Source organism: Agrobacterium sp. B1(2019) (genome assembly GCF_008274755.1).
GTDB lineage: Bacteria > Pseudomonadota > Alphaproteobacteria > Rhizobiales > Rhizobiaceae > Agrobacterium > Agrobacterium salinitolerans.
Genome location: NZ_VTPB01000002.1, coordinates 753141 through 765528, shown reverse-complemented (window position 1 = coordinate 765528; position 12388 = coordinate 753141). Strand labels below are relative to the sequence as shown.

9 protein-coding genes are annotated in these 12388 nt (G+C 59.0%); 2 read left to right on the top strand and 7 right to left on the bottom strand.

Translation table 11 applies throughout. From position 1 onward, the window contains the following. Nucleotides 1–20: 20 nt before the first annotated feature. Nucleotides 21–1358 carry an SGNH/GDSL hydrolase family protein gene (locus AGR1_RS18260; protein ID WP_187772225.1) on the bottom strand — a complete coding sequence of 446 codons (1338 nt, stop codon included), beginning with the start codon at nt 1356–1358 and terminating at the stop codon, nt 21–23. 413 nt (nt 1359–1771) lie between these two features. Between AGR1_RS18260 and AGR1_RS18255 the strand changes: the two genes are divergently transcribed. Further along, nucleotides 1772–2920, top strand: coding sequence for a glycosyltransferase family 4 protein (locus tag AGR1_RS18255; RefSeq protein ID WP_149147791.1), 1149 nt, complete (start codon nt 1772–1774; stop codon nt 2918–2920). A gap of 55 nt (nt 2921–2975) precedes the next feature. Further along, entirely contained in the window at nt 2976–4076 is a 1101-nt protein-coding gene (locus AGR1_RS18250) for a glycosyltransferase family 1 protein (protein ID WP_149147790.1), read from the top strand. Nucleotides 4077–4097: 21 nt separating this feature from the next. Here the strand turns inward: AGR1_RS18250 and AGR1_RS18245 are convergent, their stop codons facing one another. From AGR1_RS18245 to AGR1_RS18220, 6 genes are all read right to left on the bottom strand, one after another. Beyond that, on the bottom strand, nt 4098–5297 hold the full coding sequence (locus tag AGR1_RS18245; protein ID WP_149147789.1) for a glycosyltransferase family 4 protein: 1200 nt from the start codon (nt 5295–5297) through the stop codon (nt 4098–4100). Between the two features lie 56 nt (nt 5298–5353). Next, complete coding sequence (locus tag AGR1_RS18240; RefSeq protein WP_149147788.1) at nt 5354–6925, bottom strand: O-antigen ligase family protein; 1572 nt, start codon at nt 6923–6925, stop codon at nt 5354–5356. A gap of 79 nt (nt 6926–7004) precedes the next feature. Beyond that, on the bottom strand, nt 7005–7682 hold the full coding sequence (locus AGR1_RS18235; RefSeq protein WP_149147787.1) for a hypothetical protein: 678 nt from the start codon (nt 7680–7682) through the stop codon (nt 7005–7007). Continuing rightward, nucleotides 7669–9930: a polysaccharide biosynthesis tyrosine autokinase gene (locus tag AGR1_RS18230; protein WP_149147786.1), complete on the bottom strand. Its 2262-nt coding sequence runs from the start codon at nt 9928–9930 to the stop codon at nt 7669–7671. Before AGR1_RS18230 ends, AGR1_RS18235 begins: the two co-directional genes overlap by 14 nt. A 130-nt stretch (nt 9931–10060) precedes the next feature. Beyond that, a complete protein-coding gene (locus AGR1_RS18225; RefSeq protein ID WP_080795238.1) occupies nt 10061–10960 on the bottom strand; it encodes a hypothetical protein in 900 nt (299 codons plus the stop codon). A gap of 180 nt (nt 10961–11140) precedes the next feature. Beyond that, the gene (locus AGR1_RS18220) at nt 11141–12253 is read right to left on the bottom strand and encodes an acyltransferase (protein ID WP_080796589.1); all 1113 of its coding nucleotides are present in this window, start codon (nt 12251–12253) and stop codon (nt 11141–11143) included. Nucleotides 12254–12388 lie beyond the last annotated feature (135 nt).

Genomic DNA, 12388 nt, shown 5'->3' with positions numbered 1-12388 from the left:
CAAGATATTTTATCGTTTCGTCATGAGATCAGATTGCCTTTCGGCAAATCCCCTTCGACGGCGATGATGCGCTGAATGTGAAGTGGCTCATTCGAGCCGGGCGCGCCGGTGCCGAATGCCGGAAGGATCCGCAGATAAAAAGCATACCCCGCCGGGTTGATGTCGGGGTCTATGGCGATCCCGTTAGCGATCGCCCACATCCAGCCGCTATTGCCGGAGATGTTGGCCCCTCCAAATTGCAGGGCGGAGCAGACAATCGTCCGGACTGCGCCGCCGCTTTTCGCAACCAGCGTTATGTAGGGCAGACGCTGCTTCCCGTTGTTTTTATAAAGAACGGCGAAGGAAACGGTCCTGCCGATCATCGCGACGGCCTCCGCATTGCGGAAATAACGTGTGAGCCCTGCCGTCTGACTGCCATTTGCATAGAGGGCGAGGCTGCTTGCAAAGGACGGGGAGAAGATGATTTCGGTGGTTTGGGTGGCGGAACCTGGCGAAGTCATGCCCCAGCCCGTCGGGACGGAACCAGTCCAATCGGTGAAATCACCATTGCCGATGAGATTGGCGGCGGGCAGCCTTGGCCAGCAAGGTGTCTGGAAGCTGTTATCGCGTGCCGACCTCAGATAGGAATCGAGCAGGGCCTTGGCTACCAGGCAGGAACCCGCCTCGTTGGGGTGAATATTGTCCCGATAAAGCGCGGCGTCCTTGCCCTTCGCCATAAATATAGCATGCGTATCCACCAGCGTGAGATTCGGATGGGAGCGGGCCAGGTCGAGGGTCGCCTGATAGACCTTGTCGTAACCCGTGCCATCACGCCACGGGTTCTGCGTGGTGATGAGTTGAGGAGCATTTGGCCATTTCCATTCGGTCATTCCCAGTGGTCCGAGCAGCGCGGCTCGTCCGGAGCTCAAAATGCTGCCCGGCATTTCGAAAGTTTGCATATTGTGGCCATGATGCATGATGCAGAGGTCGGGACGGGGAATCTCCAGCGCTGCCGAGCGCTGTTCCGCAAGCATGTACCCCGCCATGCCGCCGGGCAGCGTCGCAAGATAGAGCGTCAGCGTCGCCCCCTTGCCGGCGCGCAGCGTAACCGGGGCCGCATAGGTTTTTGGTCCGGTGGCGGCGCTCGTCTCCCATTCCGCCCAGCGGTATAACACAACAGTCGTATCATGCAGATCGCCGAGCATCATCGCAAATTGCTGAAATGGTCCGGCTTCGGCATGGGCGGTGCTGTCGCCGTTCACGAAGATCGTGGCATTCTGGCCGGCCGCCAGACGGGCCCGCAAGGGCGAGAAGGCGGTCAGGGAAAGACCGGCGTCGCCCATGTTTCGGGAACCTATGCCGAGCGTTAAACCGATCATGCGGCCACCTCTTCCGTTCGTGCCAAATATATGCATATGTTGTATCCGGGCGGTCTCATCGTTCGTTCTCCTGGTCTGGCCTTAGAATAGTCCCGCTGCGAGAGCCGGGGAAAAATGCCGGGGGCGAAACAGAAAACAGCGCGTGAAAAAGAGCGTCATGAATTTTTCTTTGATTTGGCTCGAAATATAAAAATAGAATATTATTCTAGCTATTATTGGTATTATTGAATTTTATTAATAATATAGGTTTTGATCCAGTTGTTTTTATCTAGAGAAATGCGTTTTTGCGCAGATTTCGGTGACGGTATTGCTGTTGCTTTCGGGCAGGTTCGTTGTTTTTGCCGGCCGGCAGTTCGTGCCCGCAATCACAGGCGGATGCGTCATGGGTCCTCCCATCCGGCGGGGGAGACGCCATGACATCGGCTCTTTTCGTCAGCCATACCGGAGAGAAAGGCGGCGCCGAACTTTTTCTGACGGACCTCGTCAAGGCGGGCCCGCACTCCTGGCGCGCCTGTTTTCTCAGTGGCGGTGCGGCCGCAGATGATCTCATTGATGCGGGGCGGGCTCCGGTCATGCTGTCCGCTGGAGAAAAAATGCTGTCTATACGCCGCGATGCGTCTTTCGGCGCGCTGTTGCGCGGAGCGGCCGACGTGATGGCGGTTGCCTGGCAATTGAGCCGGGAGGCGAGGCGCTATGATGTGATCTGCGCCAACTCACAAAAGGCGCTTTTTGTCTGTGCGCTGGCCGCGACGCTCAGCCGTCGGCCGCTCGTCTGGATTTTACACGATATTGTCACCGATCCCGCTTTCAGCGCCGCCAATCGCCGGGCCTCGCTGGCATTTGCGCGCCTTTTCGCCAGGCTGGTGGCTGTCAATTCCGAAGAGACGGGCCGGGCTTTCATCGAGGCCGGAGGCGAGGCGGATAAGGTTCGCATCGTCTACAACGGCTTCGACCCCGCGAAAGCAAGGATTTATGAGCCCGGCGCGGCCGCGCGGCTGCGTGCGGAACTGGGCCTTGGTCCGCAACCGCTTGTCGGCCTTTTTGGCCGGCTGAGCGAATGGAAGGGACAACATGTGTTTCTGGATGCGATTGCGGCGATGGAGGGCGTGCAGGCGGTCATCGTCGGCGGTGCGCTTTTCGGGCAGGAAGCGTATGAAGCGCGAATCCGCGAACAGGCGTCCCGTCTCGGCCTCGACGGCCGCGTCCGTTTCCTCGGTTTCCGCCCGGATGTGCCGCAACTGATGGCGGCGATGGATGTGGTTGCTCATACCTCGATTGTTGCCGAGCCCTTCGGCCGGGTGGTGGTGGAGGCGATGATGTGCGGGCGTCCGGTTGTCGCCACGCGCGGCGGCGGTGTTACCGAAATCATCCGTGACGGCGAAACCGGCCTTCTCGTGCCGCCGGGGAATGCCCCGGCGCTGGCGGCGGCGATCGGCTGCATCCTGTCGCAACCCGCTCTGGCGGAAAGGCTGGCGCAAAAGGGGCGGGAGGATGTGAGCCAGCGTTTCTCGCTGGAGGAAACCTGCCGCTCCGTTTCCGCGCTGCTGACGGAGGCGGCGTGAGGTTTCGCGCGGCGATCGACAGGGACAGGCAATGCCGGCAGGCGGAAGGGCCAGGATGCGCATTCTCATAAACATGCCGAGCCAATATGGCGGCAAGGCCTCCGGTGTGGCCCGCGTGACGTTCAGTCTGCTGGAGCGGCTGCTGGAACAGACGACCGACGACTATGTTCTGCGCTCTCCCTGGGCGCGGGCGCAATTGCCTCAAAACCTGCGCGACAGCCGACTACAACTCATCGAGACTCCACGGCCGCGCGTCATGATTTTCGATGTGGTGCGTCAGGCCGTGACGCTGCCCGCGCTCTGCCGCCGGCATGGCATCGATGTGCTTTTTAATGCCGATCCTTTCGGAAGTCCCCTCGGCGGCAAACGGCGTCTCACCCTTGTTCATGATCTTTATTTCAAAACCATTCCGGAACAGATCGGCTGGCGGGCGACCCTGACGACTGATTTCATCTTCAAGCTGATGATGGCCGGTTCGGATCGGATCGTCTGCGTATCCGAAGCGACGCGGAAGGATCTCGGGCGTTTCTATCCCGCCGCTGCCGGTAAGAGCATCACCATTCATTCCGACAGCACGCTGAATGTCGATCCCGGGGCTTTCGACACGGTGCCGCCTGTTCCCGGACGCTACATACTGGCGGTCGGAAACGCGACGTCCAATAAGAATTTCGCTCTCCTGGGCAAAGCCTTTGCCATACTTGGCAAAAAATGGCCGGATTTGCGCATCGTGCATGTTGGCCGCGACGAGGCGGAGGAAATTGCCAGCGCGCTGGACGATCCTAAGTTGCGGGACCGGCTGATCCGGTTTTCCGGCATAGATGACCGGCAACTGGCCGAACTTTACCGTCACGCAGCCTGCCTTTGCGTCCCCTCCACCTATGAAGGCTTCTGCCTGCCGGTGCTGGAGGCGCAGCAGCTGGGATGCCCGGTCGTCTGCTCCAATCGTTCGGCAACACCGGAGATTGCCGGCGACGGGGCGATCACGTTCGATCCCGCTGACGCTCAAAGCCTCGTCATCGCGCTTGAGCGACTTTTGGACAATCCGGAGCTGGCAGAAAATCTCCGCCAGGCGGGTTATGAAAACCGCAAATCATATTCGTGGCACAAGGCTGCGGAGAGCTACGCGCGGCTTTTCAAGCAAGGAGCCGCAGCCTGAAGAGGGACGCTGTCGGCACGATCATGCGGTTTTGCACAGATCCGCATAGAGCTTTTCATAGGCCGCGATGACCCCTTCAGGATCAACGCCTTGGCGAATTCGCTCCCGGGTTTCAGGTGTTTCCGCAAGCATGGCGGGATTGCACATCGCTTCTGCCATGCGTGCGGCCAGTTCGGCGGCATTGCCCGGGGCGAACAGGCGTTCCGGCCTGTCCGCGCCGATCTGTTCGGCGACACCCGCAAGATTTGCGCCGATGACGGGTACGCCGCGCAGAATGGCTTCAGCGACGGTGCGGCCAAAGGCCTCCGGCCATAGGGGCGGTACGATGAGGCAATCTATGCCGGCGAAGAAATGATCGGCCTCCACATAGCCCGGAAATTCGACCGGTAGGCCGGCTGCGTTTTGCTGATAGGTCTCGATACCATCCGGCGCACGCCCTGCCAGGACCGCGCGCCAGCCCTGCGGTGGCAAAAGCCGCAACGCTTCTATCAGCAAGTCAGCCCCTTTCGGTGCTTCGATGCGGCCCAGATAGCCGAAAACCAGAGGGTTGCCGGGTGTACGGGCAATGCGCGGTTCCGGCGAATCTGGCGGTGAGATGGCGTTCCAGATCACCGCGCGGCGGTTTTCACGCACATGGGTAAAAAAGCCGGCCCGCACGTGGCGTTCGACGATATCGCGGCCAACGCCGGCGACAGCATCGACCGCGCATTGGCAACGCCGGTGGAGGTAAGAAAACGCACGGCATTTTTTGCTGCTGCCGTCGCAGATATGCCCGTCATGAAACAGGGAGCCATTGGTGCACATGCTCGTGAAATCATGCAGCGAATGAACCAGCGGAACGCTGCGCTTGCGGATCATCGGCCAGATCAGCGGCGTCAGTTCCGACAGCGAATGTGTGTTGACCACGTCCGGCCGGAAATCATCGATGACACGCGCAAGCCTGCGAACGAGGCGCAGATCCAGTTGTACGGCGATCTTATAATATTTTCGTTTCCATTCCGGTTGCTGCCCCCAGTCGCCGATAAAGAACGGCGTGGTATGCCCGAGGCGGTGAATGGTGAAACCATCGCGTTGTTCCCCTGCCTGCTCTTCACGTGAGATGGCGGCCACCGCGACCGTGTGCCCCTTATCTGCAAGTCCACGCGCAAGGTCTTCCACGAATATTTCCGCACCGCCCACCCGATCCGGAGAAAATAGCGAGGTTATCTGCAATATCCGCATGCTCAAATTCCTGCGCCTTTAAGATCACGAGACCTATTTTGCATTCGTTAAACCCGTTATTGCAGACGAAGCGGCGTTTGTACTGTCGGACCTGAACGGTCCGGCGCCGGCATTGCAGTATCGTCTGGAAATTGTCTGCGCCTTTTGCGGCCTTCCCGTTCCATTCCGGGCGGGTTCAGGCAAAGCATGACGACCGGGGCGAGGAAAACGGCATAGGCCATTGCAAAGCCTGGAACTTGCAGCGAAAAATCAAGCGTTGAATGCAGCAGGACGAGCAGCAGCGCGGCAAGGCCGAGATGAGAGGCATAACGATAATTTCTGCGTTTCAGCGCCCCGCGAATGAAAATCACCAGTTGGATGAGCACAAAAAAAGCGAGATAAAACGGGAAGGCTGCACCGAGTGTCAGCAACCCTTCAGCGTAGACATTGTGGGCATGGGTGACGACGGCGTCCACCCCGCATCGCGCCACATGATAGGGCGCATAGATTTCCGTAAAGCTTGCCAGACCTGATCCTTGTGGCCAATTGTCGGCGATGACGCGTGCGATGCCCGGCATGTAGCAAAAGCGCATATCGTCTTCCAAACGCATTTCCATGCGAAGCGCCACCCGGTTGGCGAAAAGCGCGAAGAGGGCGATGGCGACGGCAATCAGCAGCGCGGCGCGACGTCTCGTCCCGCGCTGCCTGCGCCGGCTGGAGGCCCCATTGCGCCCGGTTCTGGCCGGAGAGTTGAACACAATCAGCAGGATCAGCAAAATAAGCGCTGCGAGGCTTGAGCCGATCCCCGCACGCGATCCTGTCAACATCAGTGCGATGAAACAAAAGCCAGCGAGGACACCGAGAAATGCGGCCCTGCGGATGAGCTGTTTCTGCTCCACCGGCACGGTCAGGCGATTTGCCACGAGCGCCTTTACCCTGACCCAATCCGGAGCGAGGAGGCTTTTATGCAACAATGCGGTGAGCGTGATAAGGATGAGGCCGAAAAAGGTCGCGGCGGTATTGCGATTGACAAAAAGGCCGGTGAGGCTGCCGAGATAGAAACGCTTCTGGATGAAGCCGAGAGCTTCGGGGAAAAGCACGAATTGCACGATGGAAAACAGCGCGAGCCAGCCACCGGCGATTGCGAACCATCGCAGCGTCTTCGCCGCGCGCTCGTCGCTATCGAAAATCACGAGGCCCGTCATGAAGACGCCAAAGGGCAGGGCGGCGCTCATGAGGCCGATCCGGTCATCCGCAGGTGTCAGTGAGATTGTGGCGGCTGGCGCATTTTGCATGAACATGGCGGCGATGGACCAGGCCGGGTTGGGGCGCGCGATGCCAGGCATGGAGGAGGCTTGCAACAGCACCTGAACGATAAGCGCTCCAAATAAAAAGCAGGCCGCCGTAAGTACTTTGCCTGCACCGCCCTTTGGGGGCCCGAACAGCAGGATTGCCGACGCCAGCAGGAGATAGATCGCCATCGTGACAACGATGCGACTTTCGATTTCCGTTGCGCCGCGATTGAGAAGCGCCAACAGAAATATTGCCCAGAACGCGATTATTGCGACCGGTCGGACATAGTCCCGAACTGCCACCGGTGGGGTTTGCAAGGAGGGGAGCGGTTCTGATCGGGATTCGGTGAGCGACATATCTTTGGGCTTTGTCGGAATTGTTTGTGGTAGCTATGCCGCGAATATCGACGAGGCTCAGCCGTTTCATCGTTTCAGATCATGACGGCGGCGCGGGGCGTCTCGTGTCCGCTGGCGCTGGCTTTGGGCAAACTTCCGCCAGGGTCCACCGCAGGATTTCGCCCTGTCTGCCGCAGACGACGGCCGTATCCGCCTCGCGGGCCGCCTCGGCCTCGGGCAAGGTGTTCTTCGGAAATTGCCGCCACATCATGAAACGCCCACGGATCAGATTGGCATCGGCAGGCCCGTAGAGCTGGGAGAAGTTCATCAGCACGGCGACTTCCATGGGCGAGGCGTTGCGCAGCGAGCGAACCATGGCAAGACGCAGCCAGACATCGCCATTTGCGGGAAAACAAGAGAGCGAATGGCGAATGAAGGTTTCGGCAAAACCGAGACGCGCCGCGCCGGAATCGGATGCCGGATCGACGCCATTCGCATCGAGATCGGCCAGAACGAGCCTTAGCCCGGCTTTGACGATATCCGAACGGCAGATTTTTTCGGTGACGATGGGCTGAAGTTCAGGGATCGTTTCCGCAAGGAGATCTGGCGCAAGGCCATTATTGTCGTCGGCGATCCGCGCCAATGCGACAATATCGGAAAAACGCCGGCTTTGCGAAAAGGCCTGGGCGGCGACGGACAGGACAAATATGGAAATGACGACAACCGGTACGACCGTGAGGGTTTTCCGCAGGCGCGTCACGCCGTCACGCCTGATCATGGTAATATTGTGTATAGCGCGAATGATAATATTCGCTCGAACCATAGGCGCGGTAAAGTTTCAGCTTTTCGGTGTCCACTTTGTTGAGGATGACGCCGAGACACTTCTTGCGGATATGAACCTCATTCTCCACCGTGTTCCGCACCGCCCTGCGGGCGGTTTTGCCCCATTCCGTGACGAAGATGAAACCGTCGATCCGCCCCGCCATGGCGCGGGCGTCGACCACCGGCCCAAGTGGCGGCAGGTCGACGATGATATAGTCGAAAGCGGTGCTCGCTTCGGCCAGGAGCTTGTGCATTTGCGCAGAGGTTAGCAGTTCGGAAGAATGAGGGACACGCTGTTTGACCACCGTAGGCAGGAAAGCGAGACGCGTCTTTTCGTCATGAAGCAGCACATCCTGCACGCTGCGGCCTTCCAGCAGGACTTCGAGCAGGCCCTCACTCGCGTGACGCGCCATGGCGCGCGTTGCGCCGGGATTGCGAATGTCGGCATCCAGCAACAGGACCCGCGCACCCTGCCCGGCGAGCAGCTGCGCAAGGTTGATGGAGATCGTGGATTTCCCTTCGCTCGGTAAGGCCGAGACGACGCCGACAATCCGCGCCCCGCTTTTGGCGGGAACGCCGAGATCGATGGCAAGCCTGGTGCTGCGCAGGGTTTCGGCGAAGGAGGAGAGCGGATGGTCGACCGCGTAGCGAGCAACGCTGGTGGGGCGCGTCAGGGCCGGATGGCCGCCGTCCTGATCTTCTATTATGGCCTTGTTGTTCTGGATGAGCGGGGTATTGCCGAGGAATTCCAGCCCAAGAACATCACGGACCTGTTCCCCGGTGCGGAAAAAACGATCCCGGAATTCGCGGAACACGGCAATGCCGCCGCCTGCTGCGGCGCCCATGATCATGAACAGGGCCAAAATCATGGTTTTGTTCGGCTTGCTCGGGGTTCTGGGCGGCATCGCCTTGGAAATCACGCGCGCTTCCGTCACGGGGAAGGATTGCTGCTGCATCGCTTCCTGATATCGCTGCAGGAAGGTCTGGTACATGTTCTTGTAGGTTTCGGCCTCACGCTGTAATTCGCGCAGCTGAACCTGTGTCTCGCTGGCGGAGTTGCTGATGTCGGTCGCCTTGGCGACACTTTCGGCGAGCGACTTTTCCCTTGCTTCCGAGACTTCCAGATCGCTTTTGTAACTTTGCGCGATGCGGCTGATTTCCTGGAACATCAGCCGCCGGTATTCCTGCATTTCATTGCGCAGACGTACCGCCTGAATGTGGTTGCTGCCGAGTCTGCTGGTAATTTCCGCCTCAGTCTTGGAGGCTTCGAGATATTTTTTGCGCAGATCGTTGGCGACCGAGCTGTCGAGAATATCGGTAACGACCGCATCGACATCGTCGGTGGCGAGAATATGTTCGATGCGTTGCACCCGCGCCCGCGCCCTGGCCGTTTCCGACTGCGCCAGGATCAGCGCGCTGTTGGATTCCGCCAGCTGCTGATCGGAGAGCAGGCCGTTATTGCCGGTCGAGATCAGATTATGTTCGGCGCGAAACTTCTGCACGGCCAGATCGGTTTCGAGCGCCCGCTGGCGCAGCTCCGCAATACGGTCGGACAACCAGTCGCTGGCGCGCCTTGTCGCCTCATATTTGGAATTCAGCTTGTCCACCAGATAGGCTGAAGCCACGGCGTTGACGATCTGCGCGGCGAGAACCGGCGATGTTGAATTATAGGTGAGTTCCAGCGCGTAGGTCCGGCCGATGCGCTTGACACTGAGGCCGTTGAGCAGCTGGTCCGACAGCGACCTCTTCAGGGTTCCATCGTCAACCACCGCCTCTTTTTTCTTCGCTGGCGAGAACCATTGCGAAACATTGACGAGTGAGCGGATGGTGCCGAATATCGAGCTTAGAAGTGATGCGCGTGTTGCCCTGAATTCCTGGTTTTCGGTGAGGTTGAGACTATCGACGACGGCAAGCCCGATGGTTTCCGATTGCAGCACCTCGACCTGGCTGAGAATGGAAGCTTCATCCTCAATAACGCCGCCAATCGTCGAAAGCTGTTCGACAATCTGGCTGTTATTGCGGTCGATCAGCAGCGTCGCCGTCGCCGAATAGATCGGAACGGCCGTTGCCGCAAAAGCGAGGCCGATTGCCCCGGCGACTGCGACCGCGGCAAGCACGATGCGCCATTGTCGGCGGATCATTGCAAGAACGGCGTCGATATCGATAAACTCGGACGTCAGTCCGCCTTTATCGTAGTCAGCCATCGTCAGGGGATCGTGCCTTTGCAACAACTGTCAGCCTCGCTCTTTTCGGCGGGCGCAGCGCCCGCCAAGTCACGGTTGCATCACAGAACTGGCGGCAGCCTTCCCCGCGGGAAAGGCGACAAAGCCAAACTCAAACGGGACTTGTGCTGACAGGCGTGGTGGTGCTGCCGGTCGAGAAGAAATTGTTGATCGTGGTGAAAAAGGAAGTGCCGGTGCTGGTGCTGCCTGTCGTTCCGCCACTGCCGCCGCCGCCGACGGGTGCGCTTCCGCCGCCCGCCTGTGCGGTGCCATCTGCGGCGCCTGCCGTTCCCGAACCGCCGATGCTGTTGGCGCTTGCCGGCGAGGAACCGGCTCCGCCAATCGGCGAGGCCGCCGCCGCGGCAGCCGCAGGGGCGGCCGGACCGGCAGCCGTTCCTTGGATATTCTCGCTAAAGGCGATCAGAAGGTCGGCGGGCACGTTGGCGCCCTTTGTCTGCAACTGGATGGCGGCTGCCAGTATCGTATTGCCGTTCCTCATTGCGGTAGCATGGGCAAGCGCCAAGCCTTCGCCGACGACTTCGGAGAAGTCCTTGTTACCGACCTTCTGGGCCAGTGCGACGATGGTGGGCAGCTGGCCGGAGTCACTCAGGATGAGGCCGGAAAGCTGTTCGGAGAACTGCGCTGCGCTGGTGGACACGGCGATGATCGGAAATCCGCTCGTCACTTTTCCGGTTACATCGGCCGTTGCCGCATCCGTGCTGGAAGCGATGGAGACCAGATCCCTGATCATCCCCTGCGTCGGAGACTGCTTGAACAGTTCCGCCGTAGCAATCGAAACCGTGTCCGGATTGCTTGTGTTGACGCGGTTCAGAAATGCGGCGGTGGTTTCATCTGCGGCCTTGACGGGCCCGCCTGTTGCCCCGCTCTCAACTAAGGGCGTTTGCTGCGGTGCGGTTTCCACGTTCTGTGCGTTGGCGACAACGGAAAACAGACCCATGTTGGCGATGAACATCGCACCAACGAGCATCGAGCCGTTACGAATGCGGGGCATCCAACTCTCCAAATCTTTTAAAATACGACTTTAAATACATCCAATGCCAGGCAAGTTTACCCAACATCTAAAATTTCCTTCTAAATCGCACAGCCCCAGCAAAGGATCAAGCACTAAATAGACTTGCTGCGGAAACACTCAGCTATTGTTAACAGCCGCCCTTGCCTTGTTTCGGTTTGTTCATGACACGGCGACTTTGCGTGGTGACGTTATCAGCCGGTCACGCAGCCAGATATTGGCCGGCGTCTCGACAAGGACGTGAAAGACATGGGCTATGGCGACGGTGCTGACGACGATGACGAGATAAACGAGGTTGCCCCATTCGGGCGGGAACGTCACGCCGCCGAGCGCGATCTTGAAACCCCGGAAGATAAAGGGGTGCAGCAGGTAAAGCGCATAGGATGAATCGCCGAGTTTCGCCAGCGGCTGGGCGAAACGGGGCAGGGAGATGTTTCTGGTCAAGGTCGCCGCTGACATCAGCAAAATCGCGCCGCCTCCGAAAACCAGCAGCCGCGAAAACGAATAACAGCCCGGATCGCACTTGAACCCTATCCTGTTCAGATCGGTGAGCATCCAGATCGCGATGCCGCACAGGGCCGTTGCAAGCCCGAGCAGGGGCGGCAGGCGAACGCCTCGCAGGAAGAGGACCGCGATGAACATGCCTGCGACAAATTCCAGAATGATCGGCTGGAACCAGAAGCTGAACGGCAGGCCGAGATCGAAGGCGGAGCCGATCATGACGGCGGCAAACAACACGCCGGCTGTCGTGAAAACCGCGCGCTCCAGCGGCAGGAAGATGAACGCTGCAAAAACGATGTAAAAGAACATCTCGTAATTCAGCGTCCAGCCGAGATCGATCAGCGGAAACGGATAGGCATCGCCATAACCCATGCTGTCATAGGGAATAAACAGGTAGGAGGTGAGGATCGACTGTAGTGGCGGAAAGGCCTTTGCGCTGATAATGGTCACGCTGGCGGCCATGGCGAGCCTAAGGGTCAGCACAAACCAGTAAAGCGGGACGATGCGGAGGAACCGGCGCAGCAGAAATGCGGAACGACCGCCCGTCGCTGCAAAATAGGGCCGGGATGCATAAACGATGACGAAGCCGGAAATGACAAAAAACAGGTCGACACCGCCTCCCAGCCTCAGCAGATGCAATGGAAAAAGTGTGAATGGCCAGTTCACGTCCGCGTGCAGCGCAACGACCATGGTTGCCGCGACGGCGCGCATTAGCTGAAGGACATCGAGACGCTGTGCGCCGGCGGCGGGCGCTTTCTTGAAATTTTTCATCATCGTCAATCTATAAAAATAAAGATATATTTAGTATTATATTGCGCCGCTTTTGCGGGGCAAAAGTCCAGTATTCAAGCAGGCTATCATGCAATGGCGCGACCCGATACACACAATTTTGCGATGCGGCATTTCCTG

Coding starts and splice junctions, on each gene's coding strand:
- AGR1_RS18260 (WP_187772225.1), bottom strand. CDS start 1,358: ATGATCGGTTTAACGCTCGGCATAGGTTCCCGAAACATGGGCGACGCC.
- AGR1_RS18255 (WP_149147791.1), top strand. CDS start 1,772: ATGACATCGGCTCTTTTCGTCAGCCATACCGGAGAGAAAGGCGGCGCC.
- AGR1_RS18250 (WP_149147790.1), top strand. CDS start 2,976: ATGCGCATTCTCATAAACATGCCGAGCCAATATGGCGGCAAGGCCTCC.
- AGR1_RS18245 (WP_149147789.1), bottom strand. CDS start 5,297: ATGCGGATATTGCAGATAACCTCGCTATTTTCTCCGGATCGGGTGGGC.
- AGR1_RS18240 (WP_149147788.1), bottom strand. CDS start 6,925: ATGTCGCTCACCGAATCCCGATCAGAACCGCTCCCCTCCTTGCAAACC.
- AGR1_RS18235 (WP_149147787.1), bottom strand. CDS start 7,682: ATGATCAGGCGTGACGGCGTGACGCGCCTGCGGAAAACCCTCACGGTC.
- AGR1_RS18230 (WP_149147786.1), bottom strand. CDS start 9,930: ATGGCTGACTACGATAAAGGCGGACTGACGTCCGAGTTTATCGATATC.
- AGR1_RS18225 (WP_080795238.1), bottom strand. CDS start 10,960: ATGCCCCGCATTCGTAACGGCTCGATGCTCGTTGGTGCGATGTTCATC.
- AGR1_RS18220 (WP_080796589.1), bottom strand. CDS start 12,253: ATGATGAAAAATTTCAAGAAAGCGCCCGCCGCCGGCGCACAGCGTCTC.